The sequence below is a fragment of the Streptomyces sp. NBC_00287 genome (assembly GCF_036173105.1).
GTDB lineage: Bacteria > Actinomycetota > Actinomycetes > Streptomycetales > Streptomycetaceae > Streptomyces.
On record NZ_CP108053.1, the window covers coordinates 3,056,874 to 3,083,825 of the forward strand.

The 26,952-nt window shown below is 71.5% G+C and carries 19 protein-coding genes; 17 read left to right on the forward strand and 2 right to left on the reverse strand.

Annotated features, from left to right (window positions below):
* Positions 1–30 precede the first annotated feature (30 nt).
* From OHT76_RS13990 to OHT76_RS14040, 11 genes are all read left to right on the forward strand, one after another.
* Positions 31–1,152 (forward strand): sulfotransferase family protein, encoded by a 1,122-nt coding sequence (locus tag OHT76_RS13990; protein WP_328871145.1) that lies wholly within the window; start codon positions 31–33, stop codon positions 1,150–1,152.
* Complete coding sequence (cysC, locus tag OHT76_RS13995) at positions 1,149–1,697, forward strand: adenylyl-sulfate kinase (protein ID WP_328871146.1); 549 nt, start codon at positions 1,149–1,151, stop codon at positions 1,695–1,697. Before OHT76_RS13990 ends, cysC begins: the two co-directional genes overlap by 4 nt.
* Positions 1,694–2,602: a sulfate adenylyltransferase subunit CysD gene (cysD, locus tag OHT76_RS14000; RefSeq protein WP_328871147.1), complete on the forward strand. Its 909-nt coding sequence runs from the start codon at positions 1,694–1,696 to the stop codon at positions 2,600–2,602. Before cysC ends, cysD begins: the two co-directional genes overlap by 4 nt.
* Before the next feature lie 145 nt (positions 2,603–2,747).
* Positions 2,748–4,001 (forward strand): sulfate adenylyltransferase subunit 1, encoded by a 1,254-nt coding sequence (locus tag OHT76_RS14005; RefSeq protein WP_328876526.1) that lies wholly within the window; start codon positions 2,748–2,750, stop codon positions 3,999–4,001.
* A complete protein-coding gene (locus OHT76_RS14010; RefSeq protein ID WP_328871148.1) occupies positions 3,988–5,133 on the forward strand; it encodes an ABC transporter substrate-binding protein in 1,146 nt (381 codons plus the stop codon). The genes OHT76_RS14005 and OHT76_RS14010 overlap by 14 nt, the downstream gene beginning before the upstream one ends.
* Positions 5,134–5,152: 19 nt before the next feature.
* Positions 5,153–5,941 (forward strand): ABC transporter ATP-binding protein, encoded by a 789-nt coding sequence (locus OHT76_RS14015; RefSeq protein WP_328871149.1) that lies wholly within the window; start codon positions 5,153–5,155, stop codon positions 5,939–5,941.
* Complete coding sequence (locus tag OHT76_RS14020; protein WP_328871150.1) at positions 5,928–6,839, forward strand: ABC transporter permease; 912 nt, start codon at positions 5,928–5,930, stop codon at positions 6,837–6,839. Before OHT76_RS14015 ends, OHT76_RS14020 begins: the two co-directional genes overlap by 14 nt.
* 43 nt (positions 6,840–6,882) lie before the next feature.
* A complete protein-coding gene (locus tag OHT76_RS14025; protein ID WP_328871151.1) occupies positions 6,883–8,172 on the forward strand; it encodes a PucR family transcriptional regulator in 1,290 nt (429 codons plus the stop codon).
* Positions 8,173–8,334: 162 nt separating this feature from the next.
* On the forward strand, positions 8,335–9,435 hold the full coding sequence (locus tag OHT76_RS14030; RefSeq protein ID WP_328871152.1) for an MBL fold metallo-hydrolase: 1,101 nt from the start codon (positions 8,335–8,337) through the stop codon (positions 9,433–9,435).
* A gap of 102 nt (positions 9,436–9,537) precedes the next feature.
* Complete coding sequence (locus OHT76_RS14035; protein WP_328871153.1) at positions 9,538–14,445, forward strand: tetratricopeptide repeat protein; 4,908 nt, start codon at positions 9,538–9,540, stop codon at positions 14,443–14,445.
* Complete coding sequence (locus OHT76_RS14040; protein ID WP_328871154.1) at positions 14,435–15,799, forward strand: esterase/lipase family protein; 1,365 nt, start codon at positions 14,435–14,437, stop codon at positions 15,797–15,799. Before OHT76_RS14035 ends, OHT76_RS14040 begins: the two co-directional genes overlap by 11 nt.
* Positions 15,800–15,829: 30 nt before the next feature.
* Here the strand turns inward: OHT76_RS14040 and OHT76_RS14045 are convergent, their stop codons facing one another.
* On the reverse strand, positions 15,830–17,077 hold the full coding sequence (locus OHT76_RS14045; RefSeq protein WP_328871155.1) for a helix-turn-helix domain-containing protein: 1,248 nt from the start codon (positions 17,075–17,077) through the stop codon (positions 15,830–15,832).
* Between the two features lie 3 nt (positions 17,078–17,080).
* Positions 17,081–17,233 (reverse strand): hypothetical protein, encoded by a 153-nt coding sequence (locus OHT76_RS14050; protein ID WP_015660618.1) that lies wholly within the window; start codon positions 17,231–17,233, stop codon positions 17,081–17,083.
* A gap of 248 nt (positions 17,234–17,481) precedes the next feature.
* Here OHT76_RS14050 and OHT76_RS14055 point away from each other — a divergent pair, with 248 nt between their 5' ends.
* The 6 genes from OHT76_RS14055 (at position 17,482) to OHT76_RS14080 (ending at position 26,929) form a co-directional block, all read left to right on the forward strand.
* Positions 17,482–18,456: a DUF3068 domain-containing protein gene (locus OHT76_RS14055; RefSeq protein WP_328871156.1), complete on the forward strand. Its 975-nt coding sequence runs from the start codon at positions 17,482–17,484 to the stop codon at positions 18,454–18,456.
* A 236-nt stretch (positions 18,457–18,692) separates the two neighbouring features.
* Positions 18,693–19,844, forward strand: coding sequence for a glycosyltransferase family 4 protein (locus OHT76_RS14060; RefSeq protein WP_328871157.1), 1,152 nt, complete (start codon positions 18,693–18,695; stop codon positions 19,842–19,844).
* A 53-nt stretch (positions 19,845–19,897) separates the two neighbouring features.
* The gene (locus OHT76_RS14065) at positions 19,898–20,572 is read left to right on the forward strand and encodes a class I SAM-dependent methyltransferase (protein WP_328876527.1); all 675 of its coding nucleotides are present in this window, start codon (positions 19,898–19,900) and stop codon (positions 20,570–20,572) included.
* A complete protein-coding gene (locus tag OHT76_RS14070; RefSeq protein ID WP_328871158.1) occupies positions 20,572–24,828 on the forward strand; it encodes an alpha-(1->3)-arabinofuranosyltransferase domain-containing protein in 4,257 nt (1,418 codons plus the stop codon). The genes OHT76_RS14065 and OHT76_RS14070 overlap by 1 nt, the downstream gene beginning before the upstream one ends.
* Complete coding sequence (locus tag OHT76_RS14075; RefSeq protein ID WP_328871159.1) at positions 24,825–26,189, forward strand: condensation protein; 1,365 nt, start codon at positions 24,825–24,827, stop codon at positions 26,187–26,189. The genes OHT76_RS14070 and OHT76_RS14075 overlap by 4 nt, the downstream gene beginning before the upstream one ends.
* On the forward strand, positions 26,186–26,929 hold the full coding sequence (locus OHT76_RS14080) for a class I SAM-dependent methyltransferase (protein ID WP_328871160.1): 744 nt from the start codon (positions 26,186–26,188) through the stop codon (positions 26,927–26,929). The genes OHT76_RS14075 and OHT76_RS14080 overlap by 4 nt, the downstream gene beginning before the upstream one ends.
* Positions 26,930–26,952: the final 23 nt, after the last annotated feature.

A 26,952-nucleotide genomic window follows, 5' to 3' on the forward strand; every position in this document is an offset into this window, starting at 1 on the left:
CCTAGGACGCACGGAAGGAACAGCTGCGCCATGCCCACCCTCACCTCACCGGGCCAGGTCTTCGTCACCGGCACCGGACGCTGCGGCTCGACCCTGGTCTCCGAGCTGCTGCGCGAGCACCCGCAGGCCCTCAGCCTGTCCGAGCTCTTCAACCACCTCACGGACATGTACCGGATCACCGCCCGGGTCTTCCCCGAAGGCCCCCTCACGGCAGCGGAGTTCTGGGACGTCCTCTCCTCCCGCAACGCCGTCAACCGACTGCTGGGCGCCCACGGCCTGGCCCCCAGGGAAGTCCTCTACCGCCCCTCGGCGACCACCCGCTTCCAGGCCGACACCGGTATCCCGGCCGTCCTGATGACCACCCTCCCCCACCTCTCCGACACCCCCGACGAGCTGTACGACGAACTGCGGGCGGCCGTCGCTGAGTTCCCGGACGCCCGGGCCGGCGAGCACTACCGGCGCATGTTCGCCTGGCTGTGCACCCGCTTCGGCAAGACCCTGTGGGCCGAGCGCAGCGGAGGCTCGCTGATCCTCGCCGGGCAGTTCCGCGAGCACTTCCCCGACGCCCGCTATCTGCACATCGTGCGCGACGGCCGGGACACCGCGCTGTCGATGAGCCGGCACACCGGCTTCCGCATGGCGGCGGTGGTGATGGCACTGCACATCACCCTCGGCCACGACCCGTACGCCGAGACTCCCGCGCCGGACGTCGAACGGGACCTGGGCTTCGTACCGGAGGAGCTGCTGCCGTTCCTGCCGGATCGTTTCGACGCGGACGCCGTGCGCGACTACCGGCTCCCGGTCTCGCTGTTCGGCACGTACTGGGCCGACGAGATGAAGCGCGGCATGGAGGCGATGTCCCTGCTGCCGCAGGAGAACGTGCTGCACATCTGGTACGAGGACCTGCTCGCCGCGCCCGAGGAGTCACTGCACCGCATCGGCGAGTTCCTCGGCGCGGACTTCGTGGACAGCGACTGGGAGCGCCGGTGCGCGGCCAAGGTGGGCGCGCCCTCGTCGTCCTGGCGGGACCTGCCCGACGCCGAGCGCGCGGAGCTGGACCAGGCGTGCGCCGCCGGGTTCTCCGTGCTCGCCGCGCACGGTGTCGTCCCCATGGCCGGCACCACGGCTTCGGCGGCAAGGAGCAACGCATGAGGACCCCGCCGACCCCGGGCGCCACGGTGTGGCTGACCGGGCTGCCCAGCTCCGGCAAGACGACGCTGGCCCAGGCACTGGCAAGCCGCCTCACCCGCGAAGGGCGGCGGGTCGAAGTGCTCGACGGCGACGAGATACGCACCTTCCTCAGCGCCGGCCTCGGCTTCACCCGCGAGGACCGGGACACCAACGTGCAGCGCATCGGCCTGGTCGCCGAGGTGCTGGCACGCAACGGCATCCTGGTGCTGGTCCCGGTCATCGCGCCGTACGCCGACAGCCGGGAGGCGGTCCGCAAGCGGCACGAGGCGAGCGCCACCCCGTATCTGGAGGTGCATGTCGCAACGCCGCTCCAGGTGTGTGCCGTACGCGATGTGAAGGGCCTGTACGCGCAGGCCCGCGCCGGGCGGCTGTCCGGTCTCACCGGTATCGACGACCCCTACGAGCCTCCGCAGACCCCGGACGCGAAGGTGGAGACCCAACTCCAGTCCGTGGACGAGTCGGTGAACGCCGTGCACGCGCTGATGACCCAACGGGGGGTGCTGTGACGACGGTTGCCGCCCGGCTCGGACACACCGACGTCCTGGAGGCGGAGGCGGCGTACATCTTCCGGGAGGTGGCCGGCGAGTTCGAGAAGCCGGTGCTGCTGTTCTCCGGCGGCAAAGACTCCGTGGTGATGCTGCATCTGGCGCTGAAGGCGTTCGCACCGGCGCCGCTGCCGTTCGTGCTGCTGCATGTGGACACCGGGCACAACTTCCCGGAGGTGCTCGCCTACCGGGACCGTGTGGTGGCCGCACATGGGCTCACCCTCCATGTGGCGTCCGTACAGGACTACATCGACCGGGGTGTGCTGCGCGAACGCCCCGACGGCACCCGCAATCCGCTCCAGACGCTGCCGCTGCTGGAGGCGATCAGCGGCGGCGGGTTCGACGCGGTGTTCGGCGGCGGGCGGCGCGACGAGGAGAAGGCACGGGCCAAGGAGCGGGTCTTCTCCCTGCGGGACGAGTTCGGTACGTGGGATCCGCGCCGCCAGCGGCCCGAGCTGTGGCAGCTGTACAACGGCCGTCATCTGCCCGGTGAGCATGTGCGCATCTTTCCGCTGTCCAACTGGACCGAGCTGGACGTGTGGCAGTACATCGCCCGCGAGGGCATCGAGCTGCCGTCCATCTACTTCGCGCACGAGCGGGAGGTGTTCCTGCGGTCCGGGATGTGGCTGGCGCCGGGCGGCTGGGGCGGCCCGCGGGACGGCGAGCCGGTGGAGAGGCGCCGGGTGCGCTACCGCACCGTCGGCGACATGTCCTGCACCGGCGCCGTGCTGTCCGAGGCGTCCGAGGTCGACGAGGTGATCGTCGAGATCACCGCCTCCCGGCTCACCGAGCGCGGCGCCACCCGCGCCGACGACCGGCTGTCGGAGGCCGCGATGGAGGACCGCAAACGCGAGGGGTACTTCTGACGTGACCGCCGACCTGACGGCCCTCGGCCATCCCCCTCATTCCACCTCCCATTCCACCGCCGCGCTGATGGTGCGCGGCATCTTCCAGGAAGCCAGGTCCCGGCTGACCGCCGGGTCCGGCGCGCAGAAAGGACGCGTGAACCCCATGGCCACCGCCCTGCCGTCCGAGGCGACCGCGGCCGAGGCGGACCTGCTCCGCTGGGCCACCGCCGGCTCGGTGGACGACGGCAAGTCCACCCTCGTGGGACGACTGCTGCACGACTCGAAGTCCGTCCTCGCCGACCAGTTGGAGGCCGTCGCCCGCGCGTCCTCCGGCGAGGGCCCCGACCTGGCCCTGCTCACCGACGGGCTGCGCGCCGAGCGCGAGCAGGGCATCACCATCGACGTCGCCTACCGCTACTTCGCCACCCCCAGGCGCCGGTTCATCCTGGCCGACACCCCCGGCCACGTGCAGTACACCCGCAACATGGTCACCGGCGCCTCGACGGCCACGCTGACCGTGATCCTCGTCGACGCCCGCAAGGGGGTGGTCGAGCAGACCCGGCGGCACGCGGCCGTCGCGGCGCTGCTGCGGGTGCCGCAGGTGGTCCTCGCCGTCAACAAGATGGACCTCGTCGGCTACGAGCAGTCCGTGTTCGTGGACATCGCCGGGGAGTTCACCCGGCTCGCGACCGGCCTCGGCATTCCCGAGGTCACCGCGATCCCGATCTCCGCGCTCGCCGGTGACAACGTCGTCGAGAAGTCCACGCACATGGACTGGTACGAAGGCCCGACCGTCCTCGCGCACCTGGAGAACGTCCCCGTCGCGGACGAGGTGACCGACGGACCCGCCCGGTTCCCGGTCCAGTACGTCATCCGCTCCGGAGACGTCCGCCTCTACGCCGGTCAGGTCGCCGCCGGTGCGCTACGGGTCGGCGACCGGGTCACCGTGCTGCCGTCGGGGCGCACCACCACCGTCACCGGCATCGATGTGCTGGGCGCCCCGGCCGAGCTGGTCCGCTCGCCGCAGTCCGGCGCGCTGCGGCTCGCCGACGACCTGGACATCTCCCGAGGCGATCTGATCGTCCCGGCGGCGGCGCTTCCGACGGTGTCCCGGGACGTCGAAGCAGCCGTGTGCCATCTGCACGAGCGGCCGCTCAAACCCGGGGACCACGTGCTCCTGAAGCACAACACGCGCACCGTGCGCGCGGTGGTCCGCCGGATCCCCGGGCCGGGACGGCTCGACCTGAACGAGATCGGCCAGGTCGCCCTGCGCACCGCCGAACGGCTGGCGTTCGACCGGTACGAGGACAGCCGGCGCACCGGCTCCTTCGTGCTGATCGACCCGGCCGACGGCGCCACGCTGACCGCGGGCATGTTCGGCGCGACCGCTCCGGGACCCCCCGATGCGGCTGTCTGAGCGCAGCCCGGCGTTCCCCCGCTCCCGGCGTCCGCTCCGCGCGGCCCTCGCGCTGCTCCTGCTGCTGTTCCTGGCGGCGGGCTGCGGCTACGGGTCCCGGGCGCCGGGGGCGGCGGCGGCACCGGCCGTGGGCACCGGACCACCGCTGTCGGCGGACGAGGTCTCCGTCGGCTACTTCGCCAACGTCACCCACGCCACCGCGCTGGCCGGTGTCCAGAAGGGCTACTTCACTCGCGAGCTGGGCGGCACCCGGCTGCGCACGCAGGTCTTCAACGGCGGCCCGTCGGCGCTGGAGGCGCTCAACGCGGGCGCCGTGGACATCGCGTGGATGGGACCGTCGCCCGCCGTCAACGGCTATCTGCGGTCCGAGGGGCGCGGACTGCGGATCGTCTCGGGTGCCGCCTCGGGCGGGGTCGCGCTGGTCGTCGACGGCGACGCGAAGGTGCGCGGCACCGACGTCCGGGGGCTCAGGATCGCGACACCGGAGGCGGGCAACACCCAGGACGTCGCGCTGCTGCACTGGATCCGCGAGCAGGGCTGGGAGGTGGACCCGCGCACCGGGCGCGGTGACGTCACGGTGGTACGGCAGTCGTCCAAGGAGATCCCGACCAGCTTCCGGCGGGGCACGATCGACGGAGCGTGGGTGCCGGAGCCGGTGGCCGCGCAGCTCGTCGCCGCCGGCGGACGGGTGCTCCTCGACGAGTCGGACCTGTGGGACGACGGCGCGTTCGTCACCGCCTTGGTGGTGGTGTCCCCGTCGTTCCTCGCCGACCACCCGGACGTCGTCGAGGCCGTGCTGCGCGGTTCGGTACGCACCAACGCCTGGCTGAAGAGCCGCCCCGCCGAAGGGAAGGCGGCCGTCAACGACGCCATCGAGACCGTGACCGGCCGGCCACTGGAGTCCGGCGTCCTCGACGCGGCCTGGCGGCATGTGAGCCTCACCGACGATCCGCTCGCCGCGACGCTCGCCGAGGAGGCGGAGCGGGCCGACCGGCTCGGGCTGCTCGACGGAAGCCGTGCGGGCCTGGACGGAATCTTCGATCTGCGCCTCCTCAACCGGGTCCTCGCCCAGCGGGACGAACCGGCCGTGGACGACGCCGAGCTCGGTGTCGCAGCCACTGAGACCACCTGAACCCGAAGGATTTGATCCCATGTCAGAAACAGCGCTGCGGGCCGTATCGTCGGCCCGCCCGATCGCCCTGGCCGAGGTGGGGGAGCCGGCCGTACGGCTCACCCACATCTCCAAGTGGTTCGACACCGGGGGGCGGCGCCAGACGGTCCTGGACGACATCAGTCTGACCGTCGACCGCGGGGAGTTCGTCTGTGTGCTCGGCGCCTCGGGCTGCGGCAAGTCCACCCTGCTCAACCTGGTGGCGGGACTTGACCGGCCGTCCGCGGGCGCCATCGAGGTCACCGGCGGCCGACGGCCCGCGCTGATGTTCCAGGACCACGCCCTGTTCCCCTGGCTCACCGCGGGCCGGAACGTCGAACTCGCCCTGCGGCTGCGCGGAGTGCCCCGGCGCGAGCGGCCCGACGAGGCCCGTCGGCTCCTCGAACTGGTCCGGCTGAAGGACGCCTACGGCAAGCGCGTCCACGAATTATCAGGCGGTATGCGCCAACGCGTCGCCCTGGCCCGCGCGCTCGCCCAGGAGGGCGATGTGCTGCTGATGGACGAGCCGTTCGCCGCGCTCGATGCCATCACCCGGGACGTGCTCCACGAGGAGCTCACCCGCATCTGGTCGGAGAACAAGCTCACCGTCGTCTTCGTCACCCACAACGTCCGCGAGGCGGTCCGACTCGGCGAGCGGATCGTGCTGCTGTCCTCCCGCCCCGGCCGCATCGCCCGCGAATGGACCGACTCCGACCTCCCGGAGGCCGCGCTGACGGCCCGGGTCACCGACGCGCTGCGGGAGGAGATCCGCCGCCATGGGCGCCGGTGAGACGGTCGCCACCAGGAAGGGCGTACGAGAGGTCCAGGAGACCGCGGACGTCGAGGCCGGCCTCGACGCGCTGGACAGCGCACCCGTAGGCCCCGCCCGGACACCTCTGCGGCAGATCCTGCGGGAACGGGTACTGCCACCCGTGGCCGCCGCCGTTCTCGTCCTGCTCGCCTGGCAGCTCGCCTACGAAGCCGAGGTCAAGCCGGACTACCTGCTGCCGTCACCGGCCGACGTGTGGCGGGCGCTGTCGGACCAGTGGTACGAGGGCACGCTGTTCTCCACGGTGTGGACGAGCATGCAGCGCGGCGCCCTCGGGTTCGCGGCGTCCGTCGTCATCGGCACGGCGCTGGGACTGCTGCTCGGCGCGGTGCGGTCGCTGCGGACCGGGATCGGTCCCGTGCTGTCGGGGCTCCAGTCGCTGCCGTCGGTGGCGTGGGTACCGGCGGCGGTCGTGTGGTTCGGGCTCACCGACGCCACCATCTACGCGGTCGTCCTGCTGGGCGCCGTACCGTCCATCGCGAACGGGCTGCTGGCGGGCGTGGACCAGGTGCCGCCCCTGTATCTGCGGGCCGGACGGGTGCTGGGCGCCACCGGCCCCGCCCGGCTCCGGCACGTCCTGCTGCCCGCCGCGCTGCCCGGCTACCTGGCCGGGCTCAAACAGGGCTGGGCGTTCTCCTGGCGGTCCCTGATGGCGGCCGAACTCATCGCCAGCTCCCCGGAGTTGGGCCTCGGCCTCGGCCAGCTGCTGGAGAACGCCCGCACCTACCAGGACATGGCCCTGGTCCTCGCCACCATCGGGGAGATCCTGGTGGTCGGCATCGCCGTGGACCTGCTGCTGTTCGCGCCGCTGGAGCGGAGGGTGCTGCGGTCGCGAGGTCTTGCGGGGGCGCGGTCGTGACGAGAGGGACGCGGGTCCGGGCGCCGTCTGCTGTACTGGCCGGGTGAGCGTGACCGCCGGTTCGGGATCCTCGTGGCTGCTGCGTCTGGCGCCGTCCGCGGTGCCGCCGGAACCGGCGTGTCCACCGCAGACGCTGGCCGTGGCCGAACGGCCCCTGGGTCCTGGACCGGTCGGCTGGGCAGTCGAGGTGGCCCGGGACATGGCGGCGCACATCGTGCGGCAGGTGCCCGAGCACGGCACCCCCGGCGCGTACCCGCCGTTCCAGCGGGCGGTGGAGGCCACCGTCCTGACGGCCCTGCGGGGACTCGCCACCGAACCGGAGCCGACCGGCTCGCTGGTGACACCGGAGGCGGTGGCCGCAAACGCCGAACTGGCCCGCCGCAACGTCCCGTTGGACCGGGTGCTGCGCGGCGTCCGGCTCGGCCATGCCTATCTGCACGCACGGCTGATGGAGGCGCTCGACAAGGAGCCCGAGGACATCCGCGCCCAGGAAGTCCACCGGATCAGCGAGTTGCTCTTCGTCTACGCCGACTTGCAGTCCAGCCGGCTCGCCGAGGAGTACGTCGCCGAGCGCGACCGGTGGCGGCGCAGCACCGAGGCCGCCCGCCGCCGCACGGTGGACGACCTGCTGGCCGGTCGGCTGATCGGCGGGGCGGTCGCCGCGCGCACCCTCGGCTACGAACTGGCCCGGCACCACGCGGCGTTCATCGTCACCTCCCCCTCCCAGGACACCTCGGCCGACGAACTGCGGCAACTCGCCGCCGAGTTGTGCCGTGCGGCCGGCGGGGAGAGCCTGCTGGCCGTGTCGGCGGGCTCCACCGAGCTGTGGGCGTGGGCCTGCTGGTCGGCGGAGCCGCCCCGCGACGCGCTGGCCGGGCTGCCCGCGCTGGTCCCCGAGCGCAGACCGCTGCGGGCGGCGCTGGGGCCCGTGGGATACGGCGCCGAGGGCTTCCGGCGCAGCCACCGTGGCGCCCGGGAAGCCGAGCGGGTGGCCCGCCTCGGCCGTACGGGCTGGCTGTGCGACTACGCCGACATCAGCACGGCGGCGCTGCTCACGGCCGACGCGGAGCATGCGCGATGGTTCGCGGCGCGGGTGCTGGGAGCGCTCGGGGCAGATGATCCGCGGGTGCGGGAGCTGCGGGAGACGCTGCGGGTGTATCTCGCCGAGGGGCGCAGTCCACAGGGGGCGGCCGAGCGGCTGTTCGTGGCGCGCAACACGGTGACGTATCGGGTGCGGCGGGCCATGGAGCTGCTGGGGCGGCCGTTGGAGCAGGATGCGCTGGAGCTGCGGATGGCGTTGGAGATCGTCCGCCTGCTGGGGGCAGCAGCGTAGGCAGTGGGCCCCGCATCCCAAACAGCGGCCGGAGTTTGGGCTGTCGGCCCAAAGCCCTGACGGCGTCGCCGCCGTTCACTGCAACGGAAGACCAACAGCACCTGACACGCGCCCCCATCGCGTACCCGCAGCCGTAACCCCCTCACCACCCCGGGATCCGCCATGGCCTCATCCCCCGCCGCCCCGACCCGCCGCACCCTTCTGCGTACCACGGCAGCCACTGCCGCCGCCCTCCCCCTGCTCCCCACCCCCGCACACGCCGCGCCCCAGTCGAGCCGTGGCACCGAGCTGATCCTGCTCGGCACCAGCGGCGGCCCCGTCCCCATGCACGGTCGCGCCGGTATCGCGTCCGCGCTGGTCGTCGACGGCCGGGTCTACCTCGTGGACTGCGGCCCCGGCACGTTCGGCCGGTACGCGCAGGCATGGCTGACGGCCGAACAGCTCACGGCGATCTTCGTCACCCACCTGCACTCCGACCATCTGTCGGACCTGTACGCCCTGTTGTGGCTGCGATTCGGCGGGTTCCAGCCGCTGGAGGGCCCGGTAGACGTCTACGGGCCGGGTTCCGCCGGGAACCTCCCCGCCGTCTGGCCGAAGGGCCGATCGGTCGGCACCGTCAGCCCGTCGGAACCCGCGCCCGGCACGGAAGACCTGATCGCCGGGCACATCGCCGCCACCGCGTACGACATCAACGTACGGATGCGCAGCGAGGGCTGGCCCGATATCCGCACCCTGATCCGGCCGCACGACGTGCGCTTTCCGCTGCCGAAGGGCGCGGGGCCGCGCAAGTTGATGGCGCCGCCGATGGAGCCGTTCGAGGTGATGCGGGACGACCGGGTCCGGGTGACCGCGGTGCTCGTCGAACATCCGCCGGTGTTCCCCTCCTTCGCCTACCGCTTCGACACCGCCGACGGCTCGGTGGTGTTCAGCGGCGACACCGCGCCGTGCGCGAACGTGGCGCGGCTGGCCAGGGGCGCGGACGTGCTGGTGCACGAGGTGATGGACCTGGACACGCTGGCCCTGGGCGGGCTGAGGCCGGCGCAGCTGCGGCACATGGAGATCAGCCACACGGACGCGACTCGGGTGGGCCCGCTCGCCGAACGCGCCGGCGTGGGCACGCTGGTGCTGAGCCACCTGGTCCCCGGCGCCACGAACGTCGTCTCCGACTCGACCTGGCACACCAAGGCGAGCAAGGGCTACTCGGGCCGCGTGATCGTGGGCAACGACCTCGCCCGGCTGCCCGTGGGATCCCGGCGGACCTGACGGCGCGGGCAACTCGTGGTGAAACTCGGTGGTTTGCGGTGCGTCGGAGTGGGGGGCGGCGGATACTGGCGGCCTGCGTAGGGCCGCTCGGGGGGTTCGAGGGTGTTCAGAGGGCATCTGGCCGGCATCGGCGTCGGGGAGTACACGTCGGATGCGCACAAACAGCTTGATCATGCCGTGGGGGATGTGGAGGGGCTGGCCTCAGTGCTGGGGGCCGTCTTCGAGGGGGAGCCGCTGCGGAATCCGACGGAGGGGGAGGCGCGGGACTATCTGCGGGCGCTGCGCGGGGTCATGCCCGCCGACAGCGCGCTGGTGGTGGCGTGGAGCGGGCACGGCAGCTTGCCGGCGGCGGGGGGCCTGCGGCTGCTGGGTTCGGACAGCGGCCCGTACGCGAGCGACGGTGTCCCCCTCGTCGATGTCGTACTCCCCTGCGCGGAGTCCGGCGCGAACCAGCTGCTCTTCGTCTTCGACACCTGCTACTCCGGCGACGCGATCTCGGCGGACGACCTGGCGACGCTGATCATGCGGGAGACGCAGGCGGCCGGGCAGGTGTGGGTCGGGGTGGTCACCTCGTGCCTGCCTGTGGAGAAGGCGCGGGACGGGCTGTTCGGGCAGCGGTTGCGGAAGGTACTGGCGGCGGGGCCGGATCTGCCTGAGCTGCGGATGCGGTGGTCCGTGCACAACGAGTACGTCCGGGGCGACGACGTCTGCGACGCCGTACTGAAGGAGTGGGGCGGCGGGGCGCAGACTCCGGATTTCCGGTCCCGGGGCAGTGCGTGGTGGATGTTCCCGAATCCGTTGTACGAGGCGGGGGCGCCGGAGCAGGTGGTCGAGCATCTGCTGCGGGCGGCGCGGAGTGGGGCTCGGCTGGATGAGCAGTCGTGGTTCACGGGGCGTACGGCCGAGGTGAACCAGGTCGTGGAGTGGGTGCGGGAGGGGCGGCCCGGGCTCCATGTGGTGACCGGCTCTGCGGGGACCGGGAAGTCGGCGATTCTGGGGCGGGTGGTGAGCCTGTCCAACCCGGACGAGCGGGAGCGGCTGCTGCGGGACGGGCATGCGTGGAGTCATGTGCTGCCCGAGGTGCGGTCGGTGTCGGCGCATGTGCATGCCCGGGGGCTTACGGCGGACTTGGCGGCGGACCATCTCGCGGGGCAGTTGGTACGGGCCGGGTTATTGCCCGCCCGGGAGGCTCGGCGCAACGCCAGTGAGCTGGTGGGTGAGGTGCAGCGGGCCGTCGAGGACGGGGCTGAGCCACCAGTTCTGGTGATGGACGGGCTGGACGAGGCGCGGGGTGAGGCCTTCAAGGTCGCGGACGATCTGCTGACTCGGCTGGCTGCTCATGCGGTGGTCGTCGTGTCCACGCGGGACATGCAGCGCATCGAGGAAGGGCCGGGGCTGGTGGCGACGCTGGCGGCGGAAGGGGCGGGGATCGATCTCGATGATCCCGAGGTGCAGCGGCAGGGGCGGGGCGATCTGCGGGAGTACGTGCGGCTGCGGTTGAGTGACGTGGATGAGCGGATGGACGCCGCGGCGGTGGCCGGGCAGCTGTTCGGGGAGGACGCGGAGGAGGTCCAACACACGTTCCTGCTGGCCCGGTTGGTGGCGGACCAGCTCTCCGCGACTCCGGTCGACACCTCGGTGGAGGGGTGGGAGGCGAAGGTCAGCCACTCGGTGGAGGAGGCGCTGGACGCGGATCTGGCGGCTGTTCCCACGGAGTCGGCCGATGTCGCCACATCCCTGATGCGCGCGCTGACTTGGGCCTACGGGGCGGGCTTCCCGGAGGACGAGTGGCTGCGCATCGCGAACGTCGAGGCGCCCGAGGGCGTCGAGGTGACTCGGGAGGACATCAGCTGGGTTCTCGAGCATCTCGGGCGGCATGTCGTGCAGGACGGCGAGGGGGGCGTCGCCGTCTACCGGATGGCACATCAGAGCCTTGCCGATCATCTTCGGCCTCCTTTCCGGGCATCGGCCGAGCAGCCCTTCGATCCACGGGCGTTGGCGGTGGCCGAGGCGCTGCTCGGTGTGTACCGGGAGCGACTCGGGGCCGGGATTGCGGCTTACGGGCCCGCCTATCTGTGGTTCTACGCGTGGCGCCACGCCGCGGACGCGGGACCGGACGGACTTGCTCTGCTGCGTTCGTTGGCCGAGGAGGAGGACGCCGATCTCCTGCCCGACGTCGGTATGGCCGCGACGCTCACCGCCGTTCGGCTGCATCGCTGGGGACGAGAGGTGGAGGCGCTGGCTCCCACCGAGGAAGCCGCCGACCTCTACCGCAGACTGGCCGAGGACAACCCCGCGTTCCTCCCCGAGCTCGCCGGAGCCTGCAACAACCTCGGCATCCGCTACAGCAACCTGGGCCGGCACACCGACGCCCTGGACCCCGCCGAGAAGGCCCTGGGCCTGTACCGCACGCTGGCCGAGGACAACCCCGCCTACCTGCCCGAGCTCGCCATGGCACTCACCAACCTCGGCATCCGCTACAGCGAGCTCGGCCGGCACACCGAGGCGCTCGCTCCGACCGAGAGAGCCGTTCGCCTACGGCGCACCCTCGCCGAGGAGAACCCCGCCCACCGCACCGACCTCGCCAGCGCCCTCAACAACCTCGGCACCCGCTACCGCAACCTCGGCCGGCTGACCGATGCCCTGTCCGCGACCGAGGAAGCCATCGACATCTACGACACCGTGGACGATCTCGCCTACCTCCCCGAGCGTGCCATGGCCCTCAACAACCTCGGCGTCCGCTACAGCAACCTGGGCCGTCACACCGAGGCCCTGCCACCCACCGTGGAAGCCCTGGACCTCTACGGCATGCTGGCCGAGGACAACCCGGCCTACCTCCCCGACCTCGCCATGTCCCTCAACAACCTCGGGACCCGTTACAGCAGCCTCGGCCGGCACGCCGACGCCGTGAGCCCCACCGAGGAAGCCGTACGCCTACGGCGCTTGCTGGCCGAGGACAACCCCGCCCATCTGCCCAACCTCGCCAGCGCCCTCAACAACCTCGGCAACCACTACGGCGCCCTGGGCCGCCACACCGACGCCCTGAAGCCCACCACGGAATCCGTCCGCCTACGACGCGCCCTGGCCGAGGAGAACCCCGCGTACCTCCCCGATCTCGCCGGCTCCCTGACCAACCTCGCCAACCACTACAGCAGCCTCGGCCGGCGCGCCGAGGCCCTGAAGCTCGCCGAGGAAGCCGTGGACCGGTGGCGCGACCTGTCCGACACCAACCCCGCCCACCTGCCAGACTTCGCCGGCTCCCTGTCCAACCTCGCCAACCGCTTCAGCGACCTCGATCGCTACAACGAAGCACTGGAACTCGCCGAGGAAGCCGTGGACCGATGGCGCACCCTGGCCGAGAGCAATCCGGGTCACCTCGCCCAGCTCGCCAACGCACTCAACAACCTCGGCGCCCACTACGGCGATCTGGGCCGTCACACCGACGCACTGCCCCCAACCGAGGAGGCCGTCGAGCTCTACGGTGCGCTGGCCGAGGAGAACTCCGGCCATCTGCCCAATCTCGCCAATGCCCTCAACAACCTCGGCATTCACCTCGGCGAGCTGGGCCGCCATACCGACGCACTGCCTCCCGTCAAGAAGGCCATCGGCCTCTATGTCACGCTGGCCGAAACCAGCCCCGCCCACCTCCCCGACCTCGCCGGAGCCCACAACAACCTCGCCATCCACTACGGCGGCCTCAGCCGCCACACCGACGCATTGCCCCACGCCGAAGCGGCCGTGGCCCTCTACCGCACCCTCGCGGAAGAGAACCCCGCCCACCTGCCCGACCTCGCCGGAGTCCTCAACAACCTCGGCAACCACTACAGCAGCCTCGGCCGCCACACCGAGGCCATCAGGACGGCCAAGGAAGCCGTGGACCGGTGGCGCGCTCTGACCGACACCGACCCCGGCCATCTGTCCGACCTCGCGGGCGCCCTCGACAATCTCGGCGCCCACTCCCGTGAGCTGGGTGAATCAACAGAAGAGCTGTGGGCCGAGATCCTCGGTCAGGCCGCGCCGGACACCGCCGCTCAGCTTCTGCTGTACCGCGCCCACCACGCTTCCCCGGGCGACCCGAGCGCCACGGCATGGCTCGTCGAGGTCGAGCGGTCGGCGGTCGCTGCCGACGACCCTGGGCTGCTCTGGTTCCTGCACGCGGTCGGCCGTCGGCACCGCGCCGCCGACGCGGACGTATTCGACCGCGACTGGCACCGCATCACCGGCACGGCCCCGCCCGCCTGGCTCACCCTCGATCCCGGTCTGCTCGAGCAGGCCGAAGCCTGGATCAACACCAAGCACTACACCGCCGAACGGGCACATCTCGCGGCGCACCCGGAGCTGCTGGCGCCGGAGGCGGACAGCTGCGTGGAGGAGGCGCTGCTCGCGGTGGTGGACGAGGCCGCCGAGCGCTATCGCGAGCTGCGCCGAACGGCCCGGCGGGAAGGCGTGGACGCCGCGTACCACCCCACCCTGTGCTCCGTTCTCGCCTATGAGTTCGCCACCGCCGAAACAGCGGATCAGAGAACCCTGCTCGAACAGCGCCGCGACGACCTGCTGGACGATCTCGTTCTCACTGTGCTCTCCGGGGACAAGGGCTATCAGTCCGCCCGTGCGGCGGCCCTGCTGACGCTCGCCCAACTCAACGCCGAGGGCCCCGCGTTCGACGCGTTGGACGATCCGTCCCGCTTCCCCGCCCTGCTCCACGACGCGGCACGACAGCCCGACCGGGCGGTGCTGGACGCCATCGGATTCCTCGCGCTCTCCGCCGCCCACGACGACGAAGTCCTCATGGCCGAAGCCGAGTTCCACCTCGCCGTCGCCGCCGCGATCTCCGGCGACGAGGAGTCGGCCACCAACCTCCTGAACGACGCATGCGACGCCGCCCCCGACCACATCCCCACCTGGATCACCGCCCTGGCCGAAATCTCCCCCCACCACCAGGCCGCCCTCACCCTGATCCCCCACCTCACCGCCCGCCTCCAGAACCCGAGCGACCCCGATGACAACTGACCTGGTAGTAGTCCTCCCCGGCATCACCGGCAGCACCCTCCGCACCGAGGAAGGCCTCGTCTGGTCCCCCACCCCGGGCGCCGTCCTCAAGGCGATCAAGTCGTTCGGCCGCTCCATCAACAACCTCCGCCTCCCCGAAGGCATCGGCGACGACCACCCCGGCGACGGCGTGGAACCGGTCGCCCTGATGACCACCCTCCACCTGATCCCCGGCATCTGGACCCCGGTCAAGGGCTACGACAAACTCCTCGCCCGCCTCCGCACCCTCGGCTACACGGAAGCCGCGGGCAACCTCCTGCCGGTCCCCTACGACTGGCGCCTCTCCAACCGCTACAACGCCCGCCGCCTGGCCACAATCGTCGAACCGGCCCTGGACCGCCGGCGCGCCAAGCACCCCCGCAACGCAGAGGCCCAACTCACCTTCGTCTGCCACTCCATGGGCGGCCTCATAGCGCGCTGGTACATCGAGAAATGCGACGGCGCCGCGCACACCCGCAAGCTGATCACCCTCGGCACCCCCTACCGAGGCGCGGCCAAATCCCTCGACCAGCTGGTCAACGGCGCCCACCAACGCCTGGGCCCGCTCTCCTTCGACCTCACCACCTTCGCCCGCACCCTCCCCTCCCTCCACCAGCTCCTCCCCGAGTACGCCTGCATCGAGGACCCGCAGACCGGCACCCTCGCCAAGACCACCGAAATCAAGAGCCTCCCCGAGCTGAGCCGCACGCAGACGGAAGACGCCATGCTCTTCCACACCGATCTACGCGCGGCCGAAGCGGCCCGCCCCGCCTCCCTCACCACCACCCACGCCATCGTCGGCATCCAGCAGAACACCCCCACCACCGCCCGCCTGCAGCACAACACCCTCACCCTCCACCCCACCTACACCGCCCAACACCTCTACGGCGACGGCACGGTCCCCCTCGTCGCCGCCTGCCGCGCCGACGTCCCCATGAACAGCAACACCCTCCGCCGCGTCCCCGACCACCACGGCAACCTTCAGCGCAACCCGGCCGCCCTGGACGAACTCGAGGGCATTCTCACCGCGAGCGACATCGTCGTTCGCGCACCGGAGGAGACACACCTACGCCTGGACGTCCCCGAACTCATCACAACCGACGAGGACTTGACGGTCCGACTCACCTCGGCCGCCGGCACCAGAACCGCCGTACTCCTCACCATCAAGGACGAAACCGGCACCCCTGCACACTCGCGGGTCGTCTACCCGGGCCCCGAGCCCCTCGAAGCCCTCTTCGACGGCCTTCCCCCCGGCGCTTACACCGTCAACGCCACCGGCACCAGCCCCGGCTCCCCGATCGCCCCGGTCAGCGCCGCCACCTTGGTGTGGGCATGACTTCTGGCGCCCCCTGAAGAGCCGGTACGGCTACTGAGCGCGTCGGAACTCACCCAGACGGCCCCGCAACCGCTGTGCCCGCAACACCAGTTCCAGCTCGAAGCGGCGGTCGGGGTCGTCTATCTCGTCGCCCCACAGCTCACGGATCTGACGCAGGCGGTAACGGACGGTCTGGGGGTGGACGCCCAGTCGGGCCGCCACCTCCGGCGCACCGCCCCTCGTCTCCAGCCACGCCAGTAACGTCTCCGCGAGGCGGCGGCCGTGGGTCGGGCCGCAGTGGGCCAGGGGGGCCAGGCAGCGCAGGGCCAAGTCGTCTATCAGTTCCTCGGGTTGGAGCAGCACCAGCGCTTCCGTGTGCTCCGTGCAGTACAGGACCTCGCCCGTCGGCAACAGGCCGCGTTCCATCAGCCGTACCGCCGCCTCCGCCCAGCGCAGCGACTTCGCCGCGTCCGTCAGCGGGACCGGCGGGCCTATCGCGCCCGACCAGCCCGTCAGGGCTCGGTGCAACAGCTCCGAGCGGCCTGCCGCGTCCGGTTCCGGGACGACCATCCTGGGCTGCTCGTACTCCATGTCCAGGAGTACGCCCTGGCCGACCGCGGGCGCCACCGCCTCCCTCGCCGGGCGCAGCAGGACGCCGACTGCGGCCTTGCCGGGGAGCGGCCAGCCGATGCGTGCGGCGCGTTCGGTGAGGGCGTCGGCCGGGTCGCCCCGGTGGTGTTCGGCCAACAGGAGTTCCATCAGGCGGCGTTGGAGGCGCAGTCGCTCCCCGGCCTGGCGAGCCGCCGCTTCCGCGTAGCCGCGTACCGACTGGTCCACGAGGCCGTCGAGGTACTCGTAGCCCGCGTCCACCAGTTCGTACATCGCCGGTGGCGGGATCTCCACGCGCTGGCCGATGTCGGCGAAACAGCGCCAGGCCAGCCGTACCCCCATGCGGTAGATCGCCTGGAGGGAGTCCAGGCTGCGGCCGTTGAGGCCCTCGCCCCTGCCGAAGTCCTGGAACACTCCCGGCGGGACCGTCGGGCGGCCCTCCGCCGTCTCCAGGTGCTGGACGAAGACCTCGATCGCCCGGCGGATGCCGATCAGGGCCATCGGCTCGCCCGACTCGTCGAGGACGAGCGGCAGATGGGGGTACTCGCGGCGGATCTCGGTCATGATCTCTTCGGCGAGTGCCGGTGCCTCGGCCATGGCGATGGCCGCGAAGCGCCGCACCTGGAGGCGCGGGACGTCGTGCCAGGCCGAGCGGGTCGAGACGGCGTCGGTGCGGGCAGCGGACGGCACGGGTCAACTCCCCTGGCCGGCTTGTTCGTAGGTGATCAGGGGGTTGTTCGGCTGGTCGGGGGTGGCCTCCAGCAGGGCGACCACGCCGAGCGCGGCCCCCACCGCCAGGGCGGCGGCGAGCGCTACGGTCAGCGCGGCGGCGAGCAGTCTGGACATCGCAGGGTCAGCCTCTCTGTACAAACTCTGTACAACCGCTGTTCGGTCGCCCCACCCGGGCTTTCCGTCCCTGCCTGTCGGGCCCCAGTGTCGACACGACATTGACACCTCGTCAAGGGGCGCCTACGGTTCCCGGCCCAGACGGGTGCCGTGCTTCGGACCGTGCCGCACCCCTCTCGCACGCGCACCTTCACCCTCGGCGCGGCCACCCCCCACGTCGCGTCGTCCCGAGCCTCTGGAGTGCCCGGATGCGCCGTACAGCCTCACCTTTGTCGCTGATCCTGCTGGGTCTCGGCACGTTCCTGCTCGTCCTGGCACCCATGCTCGCCTGGTACGTCGAGCCACGGGCCGCCGTGAACCCGATCGACATCGACACCACCGCCGTCTACAAGGGCACCGGCAGCGTCTTCGACACCGAGAAGATCGAGACCGTCCCGAACCGGACCATCACCGTCACCCAGCGGGTCCGGGGAAATGTCGCGGAGAGTGAGGACAGCGGCAACGCGGTGTGGGATGTGATCACCACCGTCGACACCGACAAGTCGCTGCCCGCCGAGGATCCGCACGACGCGCTGGACTACGTACCGCATCGATGGGTGATGGACCGGAAGACGACCCGGCCAGTGCACTGTTGCGAGGAGAAGCCCCACATCGAGGGCGAGGCCTATCTGAAGTTCCCCTTCGACGTGCAGAAGCGGGACTACCGGTGGTGGGACAACACCCTCGGCGGGACGGTCACGATGAGTTACCGGGGTACCAAGGAGATTCAGGGGTACACCGGTTACCGGTTCACCGCGACGGTACCGGCGACGAAGACCGGGACACGGCTGGTGCCGGGCCGGCTCGTCGACCTGGACACACCGCAGGTGCTGGCCGAGGAGTGGTACGCCAACCACGGCGTTGAACTGGTAGTCGACCAGGCCACGGGCCGTGTGCTGTATGCCCAGACCGGTCCGCGCCGCACCCTGCGCGCACCCGGCGGCAAGGAGGACGCGGCGGTGCTGCTGGACAGCCGGAAGATCGCGTTCACCACCGAGACGCAGAAGCAGGCCGTGTCGCAGGCGGAGGACGACAGCGGGCGACTGGAGCTGGTGGGGCGGACGTTGCCGATCGGGGCGGGTGTGGTGGGATTCGTCCTCGCCGTGGCCGGGATCGTTTTGGTGGTACGAGGGAGGCAGCGTCCCGGTTCATCCGAATCGCCCCAGCCGACGCTCACGATATGACATTACGTCAGCTCTAATAAAGCCCGAAATTGTCACTTCGGTGAGTAGCCGTGACGAACGGCTGGGCGAAAACTGTCCACCCCACCCGAGCACAACCCGTCCACAGCCCACACGCAGCCCGTGTACAGAAAGCCCCCGGTTCCCCCACGGAAACACCCATCTCGCCCCAGCCGTAACCAATCGGCGCGTTCTTCCCCCACGCTGAGTTCCGCACCCCGAGACATGTTGGAGCACCGATGCCCCAGCACGTGCCGTCTTCGCTGCGCGCCCCGTTCCCCACGGTGCCGCAGCACCCTCCGGCGCTCCCCCCACAGCCGCGCCGAATCGTTTTCCTCGCCCATCGAGACCTGGGCAACCGGTCCGCCGGCGGCTCCGAACTGCTCGTCGACCGACTCGCCGACGGACTGACCCACCTCGGCCACCAGGTCACCCTCCTCTGCGGCGGCCCCGCGGCCTACCGCGACTACCGGGTCGTCTCCGCGGGCGGCACCCACAGCCACTATCTGCGCGCCCGCTCCGCCTTCGCCCGCCAGGTCGGCGAGACCGATCTGCTGGTCGAGGTCTGCAACGGAGTGCCGTATCTGGCGCCGCTGTGGCATCGCGGTCCCACGCTGTGCCTTGTGAACCACGTTCACACCGACCTGTGGCGGATGAGATTCGGGGGACCCTTGGCCCCGGCCGCCCGTATCGGGCGAAGACTGGAGCACTGGGCGCTGACCGGTGCGCAGCAGCGGAGTCTGCTGGTCGCCGTCTCCCCGTCGACCGCCCATGCGCTGCGGACGATCGGCGTCGAGCGGGAGCGGATACGCGTCGTCCACAACGGTGTGGAGGAGCCGGGCCCGCGCGCGGATCGCTCCTCCGAGCCGCTGTTCGTGGCGGTGGGGCGGCTCGTCGAGTACAAGCGGATCGACTTGCTTCTGCGGTTGTGGGAGCGGGTGCGGCCGGTCACCGGCGGCCGGCTTCTCATCGTGGGGGACGGTCCTGAACGGGGTCGTCTTGAGCAACTCGCCGGTCCTGGAGTCGAGTTCACCGGGCATGTGACCGAGGCCGAGAAGCACCGGCTGCTATGTGCGGCCTGGCTGCTGCTGCATCCCTCCGCGGTGGAGGGGTGGGGCCTGGTGGTGACGGAGGCGGCGGCTCGGGAGACTCCGGCCATTGCCTTTGATGTGCCTGGTCTTCGGGATTCCGTGATCGACGGGGAGACCGGGCTGCTCGCCTCCGGTGAGTCCTCGTTCGCCGCCGCGTGGTGCACGTTGGCGTTGTCCGGGCATCGCCGGGAGCTGATGGGCAAGGCCGCGCGGGATCATGCCGCCGGGTATCGGTGGGATCGGACTGTCCGGCAGTTCCGGGCGGTTGCGGCGGAGGCGGTGCGAGGTTGGGCGTCGTGACTCCGGTGAAGGACCCCTCCTTCCGTCGATCCCTCGGACTCTTCCGGGCCTTCATGCGCGAGCAGCAGGACCCCGAGGCCTGCTACTCCCTCCTCGCCCGTGACGCCGTGGACCAGGTCGAGGCCTACGACGGACCCGTCGCCGGACGCACAGTCGTCGATGTCGGCGGAGGCAGCGGGTACTTCACCGAGGAGTTCCGGCGGCGCGGCGCACAGGCGTATCTCTTCGAACCGGATCTGACCGAGCTCGGTGAGAAACCCCCCGACGGCAGCGTGATCGCCGACGGATATCTGCTGCCCCTGTACGACCGGGTCGCCGATGTCACCTTCTCCTCCAATGTGCTGGAGCATGTGGCCGACCCGCAGACCTTCCTCAGCGAGCTGATCCGGGTGACCCGGCCCGGCGGGCTGATCTATGTGTCGTTCACCAACTGGCTGTCGCCGTGGGGCGGGCACGAGTGGGCCCCCTGGCACTACCTGGGTGCCGAGCGGGCCCGCGCCCGCTATCGGCGCCGTACCGGAAGGCCCGCCAAGCACACCCTCGGCGAGAACCTGTTCGCCGTGCACATCGGGCCCACCCTGCGGCAGGTCCGCGCCCGCGACGACGTCACGGTCGTCTCGGCACGCTCCCGCTACTGGCCCTTCCTCGCGGAGACCGTCGTCAAGGCGCCCGGCATCCGCGAGTTCGCCACCTGGAACCTCCTCCTCATCCTCCGGCGGTGTCCCTAATGACGACCACGGTCCAGGCTCCCCCTCCGGCAGCCGTTCCCACCACCGCGATCATGGCGGGCCCCCCGGAGGGTCCGCGGTCGCGGCGCTGGCTGCTGGGATTCTGGGCCGTGGTGTTGGTGCTGCTGCTCGCGGTGCACCCGGGCAGGCAGACCTTCGACACCAAGCTCGGGGTGACCGTCGACCCCGGACGGTTCCTGTCCGACCTGGGCCAGCTCTGGCAGGACCAGGGAAGCTTCGGCGGCATCTCCGACCAGTACGCCGGTTATCTGTGGCCGATGCTGCCGTTCTACTGGCTCGCCGATCTCATACGGCTGCCGGTGTGGCTGGCGGAACGGCTGTGGCTGTCGCTCATCGTGTCCGTCGCCTTCTGGGGCGCCCTGCGCCTGGCCGAGCGGCTGCGGGTGGGCAACGGCACCGCCCGGCTGCTCGCGGCCGTGACGTACGCGCTGTGGCCGGTGTTCACGATCGTCGTCGGCTCCACCTCGGCGGCCGCACTGCCCGGCGCCTTCCTGCCCTGGGTACTGCTCCCGCTGGTCGACGAGCGCTACAGCGCCCGCGTCGCCGCCCTGCGCTCGGCGCTGATCATCCCGTTCATGGGCGGGGTCAACGCGGCCTCGACGCTCGCCTCCCTCCTTCCGATCGGGCTGTATCTCCTGACCAGGCCGCCCGGACCGCGGCAGCGCAAGCTGATCGCCTGGTGGGTGCCGGGGGTGATCCTGGCGACCGCGTGGTGGTGGATCCCGCTGCTGCTGCTCGGCGTCTACGGCGAGAACTTCCTTCCGTATGTGGAGAGTTCACAGACCACGACCGAGACCATGGCGGCTACGGAGGCACTGCGCGGGTCCGGGAACTGGGTGGCCTATCTGCACTTCGGGGACGCCTGGCTGCCGGCCGGCTGGGCGGTCGCCTCCTCGGTGGTGGTGATCGTCTGCTCGGCGCTGGCGGCCGGACTCGGGCTCGCGGGCCTGGCGAGACGGGACATGCCCGAGCGGCGCTGGCTGGTGCTGACCGTGCTGACGATGGCGCTGATCCTGCTCGCCGGGTACGGCGGCGCGTTCGGCGCCCCCTTCCACGGGGTGGTGCAGGACTGGCTGGACGGCGGTCTCGTCCCCTTCCGCAACATCTACAAGTTCCAGACCGGCCTCGCCCTCGCACTGGTCCTGGGCCTGGCCCATCTGGTCGGCGTGGCGGCCGAGCAGCGCGGCGCCCGTCCGGTGCCGGGCCGGCGGTTCGTCCCGCTGATCGCGGCCGTACTCGTGCTTCCGGGTCTGATGTGGCCGTACCTCAACGGCTCGATCCTGAACCCGGGTTCGTTCAAGGAGATCCCCGACTACTGGTCGGCCACGGCGGACTGGATGGAGGAGTTCTCCCCGGACGCGCGGGTCCTGGTCGTCCCGGCGACCGCGCACGGCATCTATACCTGGGGCTCCCCCATCGACCAGCCGCTCGACGTGGTCGCCGACTCCCGTTGGGCGCAACGCGATTACGTCCCGTTCGGCACCTCCGGCAACCGGCGCGCCATGGACGCCGTGCAGCAGGCACTGACCAGCGGGGCCGAAGTCCCGGGCCTGGGCGACTACTTGAGCCGCGCGGGCATCTATTACGTCGTCGTCCGCAACGATCTCGATCCCGACCAGATCGGCAACGTCCCGACGACGTTCGTCAAGCGCACCCTCGAACAGTCCGGCTATCAGCGGGTGAAGGGCTACGGGCCCCTCATGACCGGCGGGGTGATCGCCCCCGACACCCCGCTCCAGATCGAGGGCCTGTATCCGAGGCAGCGGGCCGTGGAGATCTACCAGCCGCCCCAGGACGTGCCGCGGCCGAGGCAGGCGGGGCTGAGTCCGGTCGCGGACACCGCCGTGGTCTCCGGCGGGCCCGAGTCGCTGCTGCCGGTCGCCGGTGAACTGCGCGGCCGGGCGAGCGTGCTGACCGGGGACAACCACCCGGGGCTCGGCTCCCCGCCGGTGCAGGTGGTCGGCGACGGGCTGCGGCGCGCGGACACGCGGTTCGGGCTGGTCAACGCCAACACGTCGTACACGTACACCCGCGACGAACGCAACGCGCCCGACGCCGCCCAGGACGCCGGTGAGAAACCGCACCAGATCCTGCCCTCGAAGGGCCTGGACCATCAGACGGTCTCCGAACTGCGCGGCGCCCGCTCGGTGTCGGCCTCCTCCTACGGCAGCTGGTTGTTCCATCTGCCGCAGTACGACCCGGTGAACGCCTTCGACGGCAATCAGGACACCGCCTGGACCGAAGGCTCGCAGGACTCGCCGGACGGGGAGTGGCTGCGGATCGGGTTCTCGGAGGAGTACGAGATGCCGGCCGCGTTCAAGGTGACGCCGCTGCCGCAGGAGGGCGTGCGGCCTGCGCCGACGCGGGTGCGGGTGGAGACCGAGAAGGGGACCAGGACCAGCTACCTGGAGCCCAATGGCCTGACCCAGAGCATCAAGGCACCGGCCGGGGCGACGGACTGGATGAGGCTGACGATCGTCGACTCGGTGGAGCGCCGCACGGGTCTGACCGGCGCGGGCTTCACCGAGATCACCCTGCCCGACGTCCAGGTCACCCGCCTGCTCCGGCTGCCCACGGACGCCGAGGACTCCTCCGCGAGCGCCGAGATCATCTCCCTGAACCGCCCGGCAGACCCCACGGGGCTCTCCGCGACGGGCACGGAGGCCGGGCTGCACCGGCGCTTCTCGACCGGGGCGGCGGGGACGTACGAGATCGGCGCGAGCGCGATACCCGTGCCCGGTGAGGCGCTGGACCGGCTGCTGTACGAGGTGGCGCCCGAGCAGCAGAACCGGATCGTGGCGACGGCGGACTCGACGGCGCGGCTGGGCGCGGGCCTTTCCGCCCGCAATCTGACCGACGGCGACCTGACCACGGCCTGGATCGCGGGCGAGCGCCCCACCATCCATCTGAGCTGGGAGGGCAAGCAGCCCGTCGGCGAGATCGTCCTGCCCCCGGCCGGCGGCCTGTCCAGCCGCCCCTCCGAGGTCCACATCAGCTCCCCGGACGGCGCGGTCATCGCGGGCGTCGACGAGAACGGCAACGTCCGCTTCCCGCCGATCACCACGGACCGACTCGACATCACGGTCACGGAGACGGCCCCGCTGACCCTGTACAACCCCTTCGCCGACGAGGACGTACAGCTGCCGGTGGGCCTCACGGAGGCCTACATCCCGGCCCTCGACAGCTACCGCACCCCGAAGCCGGAGGCCGGCCGGACCTTCTCCCTGCCGTGCGGGGAGGGGCCGGTGCTGGCGGTGGACAGCGAGCTGTACGAGACGAGCGTGACGGGGACCGTGCGGGACCTGATGGAGCGCCGTCCGGTGGATGTGACCCCGTGCCCGGAGGCCGGTCTCGATCTGCCGTCCGGTTCGCACCGGGTCGAGGCCGGAGACGCCGGTCCGCTCGTCGTGACGGCGGTGACCCTGACCCGCGGCACGATCCCCGACTCCCCTGCCGCCGGGCGGGAGTTGGGCGTACAGGACTGGCTGGGCGACCGCCGCGAGCTGACCGTCGGCTCGGGCGCGGCGGCCTACCTGACGACGTACGAGAACTTCAACGACGGCTGGCGCGCCGAGCTCAATGGCAAGGAGCTGACCCCGGTCCGCCTGGACGGCTGGCAGCAGGGCTGGCGGATCCCGGCCGGGGAGGGCGGCACGGTGGAGCTGTCGTACGAACCGGCGGTGACGTACGAGGCGGGCCTGATCGGCAGTGGAGTGGGACTGGCGGCCCTGGCGGGCCTCGCCCTGTGGCGGCGCCGCGAGCCGAACCCCGACGCCCCGCAGCCGCTGCCGCCGCTGCCCGGCCTGTGGCTCGGCACGGTGGCGCTGACGCTGGTCGCGGCCGTGATCGCGGGCTGGTTCGCACTGCTCGTACCGGCACTGGCGCTGCTGGCTCGGCGGCGGCACGAACTCCTGGTGCCGATCGCGTTGTTGGCGCTGGCTGCGGCCGGGGTCGTGGCGGCGGTGGGGGCCGGGGAGCCGGTGCGGGAGTCGACGGGGGCGTTCGGTCATACGGCTCAACTGCTGGCGTTGATCGGGTTGTTCGCGGCGCTGGTGAGTGTGGGTGAGCGGGAGGAGGCGGCGGAGGAGTCCGGCGGTGCGACGGCGGTGCCGAGTGGGCCCGGTTCGACTGCCGTACTGCCGCCCTTGCCATCGCCCCCACCCGCCACCGGACCGGAGGCGGACCGGCCGACCCTGCGCGAGCCCGGCACCGCGGGGAGGGGCGAGCCGACATGACGGCGGTGGACCATCGGGCCGATCGGGCACCCGAGCGCATCCCGTTCCCGGTGGTGGACGAGGTGGCCCGGCACTGTCTCCAGGAGGAGGAGCCGGAGACGGTACACATCGAGGTGCATCTGCCGGGGCGCCTGGACCCTGCTCGGCTGCGCACGGCTTTCGTCGAGGCGCTACGACGCCATCCGCGGATCCTGATGCGGGAGGCGCCGGGGCGGTGGTACCGGCGGCGCTATGAGTGGGAGCTGACGGGGGAGCCGGATGTGGAGGTGGTGAGCTTCCCGACCCCGGGCAGAGACGCCTTACGGGACGCCCGTACCCGAGCGCTCACGGCAGTGCCACCCTTGTCGACTTCGCCGCCGATTCGGCTGGAGGTGGTGGAGGGGGCGGGGCCGGTGGAGGGGAGCGAGGCGACGGACGCCGTGGGCGAGGTGGGCTCACTCGCCCCCGCCGACGGGGCGTCGCTCGGTGACAACACCGTCCTCTTCCTCACCATCAACCACACCGCCCTGGACGGCCCCGCCTGTCTCCGCGTCCTGGCCACCGCGGCGGAGCTGTACGGCGGCCGCGACAACTCCCCCGCCGCACCCCCCACCCGCACCCCCGAAACCCCGCACCCCCCTACCGACACCCCCTCCAATTGGTCCCGCCCCGCACGCGTAGCCCCCGGCACCCCCGAGCCCTCCCCCGGCAACGGCATGCTCGTCACCGAGCTCCCCCTCCCCCACCGCCCCAAGGGCTCCCCCTACACGGTCAACGACCAGCTCATGGTCACCACAGCCCTGACCATCGCCCACTGGAACCGCGAACACGGCGCCCCACCCCGCCCCCTCCGCATCACGATGCCCGTGGACGACCGCCCCCGAGACACGACCATGCCCATCGGCAACGGCACGCGGCTCGTGGAAGTCCCCTTCAGCCCCGACGAGTTGAACCCCACGGACATGCAGGACCTGCTCAGCCGCACCGCGACAAGAACCCGCGCCCTGAAATCCCTCCCCCGCCCCCAACTCGGCCGAGGCGCGGCCCTGCTCACCGCCCCGGTCACCCCCGTGGCCTGGCGGGCCACCCTCACCCGAGGCCTGCGCAGAGCCGCCGCCCCCTGGACGTCGACGACCCTGCTCAGCAACATCGGCCGCATCCCTTACGCGCTGGACTTCGGCGAGGACGCCGGCCGCGCGCACGCGGTCTGGTTCTCGGCCCCCGCCAGAATGCCCCGCGGCCTCACCGTCACCACCGCCTCCACCGCGGGCCGTCTGCACCTGGCCCTGCGCTGGTCCCGCGCGCTGCTCAGCCACGGCGACGGAGCCCACCTGAGGGACCTGTTCGAGCACTACCTGCACACCACGGAGGTCCCCCAGTGACCACCACCGCACCCCCCAAGGACCTACGGGACTTCTACGAGGACCCCACCGTCCCCGTCTCCTCCGGCACCCCCCGCAGCCTCCGCCAGGCCCGCATGCTGGCGGCAGCCCTCGGCACCGACACCCCCGGCACGATCCTGGACATCGGCTGCGGCGACGGCACCGCGGCCGCCGTGGCCGCCCCTCTCCTCCCCGGCCACCGCATCATCGGCGTCGACTGGTCCCAGGACGCCCTGCGCCGGGCCCGCACCCGCCTCGCGTGCAGCCCGGTCCGCGGCGAACTCACCGACGGCGGCCTGCCGTTCAGGTCGGAGTCCGCCGACGCCGTGCTCTTCAGCGAGGTGATCGAGCACCTCGTGGACCCGGACGCCGCACTGGACGAGATCCGCCGCGTCCTGCGCCCCGGCGGCCATCTGATGCTGTCCACCCCGAACCTGGCCGCCTGGTACAACCGCGCCCTGCTCCTCGCGGGCATCCAACCCGTGTTCTCGGAAGTCAGCCTGCGCGCGATCCACGGCCGCCCGGGCAAGGAAGTCGTAGGCCACCTGCGCCTCTACACGGCCCGCGCGCTACGGGAGTTCGTCGCCGCCTCCGGCTTCGAGGTCGTACGCCTGGCAGGCGCCCCCTTCCACGGCGTACCGCGTCCGCTGCGCCCGTTCGACCGGCTGGCCTGCTCCAGACCCCCACTCGCCTCGATCCTTCTGCTGCACGCCCAGAAGACACCCGCGCGCAAGACCTAGGAAGGGGACGCAGACCATGTGGT

Excerpts from the sequence above, each read along its gene's own strand:
- OHT76_RS14020 (WP_328871150.1), top strand. The coding sequence starts at position 5,928 with ATGGGCGCCGGTGAGACGGTCGCCACCAGGAAGGGCGTACGAGAGGTC.
- OHT76_RS13990 (WP_328871145.1), top strand. The coding sequence starts at position 31 with ATGCCCACCCTCACCTCACCGGGCCAGGTCTTCGTCACCGGCACCGGA.
- OHT76_RS14060 (WP_328871157.1), top strand. The coding sequence starts at position 18,693 with ATGCCCCAGCACGTGCCGTCTTCGCTGCGCGCCCCGTTCCCCACGGTG.
- OHT76_RS14015 (WP_328871149.1), top strand. The coding sequence starts at position 5,153 with ATGTCAGAAACAGCGCTGCGGGCCGTATCGTCGGCCCGCCCGATCGCC.
- OHT76_RS14030 (WP_328871152.1), top strand. The coding sequence starts at position 8,335 with ATGGCCTCATCCCCCGCCGCCCCGACCCGCCGCACCCTTCTGCGTACC.
- OHT76_RS14075 (WP_328871159.1), top strand. The coding sequence starts at position 24,825 with ATGACGGCGGTGGACCATCGGGCCGATCGGGCACCCGAGCGCATCCCG.
- OHT76_RS14005 (WP_328876526.1), top strand. The coding sequence starts at position 2,748 with ATGGCCACCGCCCTGCCGTCCGAGGCGACCGCGGCCGAGGCGGACCTG.
- OHT76_RS14055 (WP_328871156.1), top strand. The coding sequence starts at position 17,482 with ATGCGCCGTACAGCCTCACCTTTGTCGCTGATCCTGCTGGGTCTCGGC.
- OHT76_RS14040 (WP_328871154.1), top strand. The coding sequence starts at position 14,435 with ATGACAACTGACCTGGTAGTAGTCCTCCCCGGCATCACCGGCAGCACC.
- OHT76_RS14050 (WP_015660618.1), bottom strand. The coding sequence starts at position 17,233 with ATGTCCAGACTGCTCGCCGCCGCGCTGACCGTAGCGCTCGCCGCCGCC.
- cysC (WP_328871146.1), top strand. The coding sequence starts at position 1,149 with ATGAGGACCCCGCCGACCCCGGGCGCCACGGTGTGGCTGACCGGGCTG.
- OHT76_RS14065 (WP_328876527.1), top strand. The coding sequence starts at position 19,898 with ATGCGCGAGCAGCAGGACCCCGAGGCCTGCTACTCCCTCCTCGCCCGT.
- OHT76_RS14070 (WP_328871158.1), top strand. The coding sequence starts at position 20,572 with ATGACGACCACGGTCCAGGCTCCCCCTCCGGCAGCCGTTCCCACCACC.
- OHT76_RS14010 (WP_328871148.1), top strand. The coding sequence starts at position 3,988 with ATGCGGCTGTCTGAGCGCAGCCCGGCGTTCCCCCGCTCCCGGCGTCCG.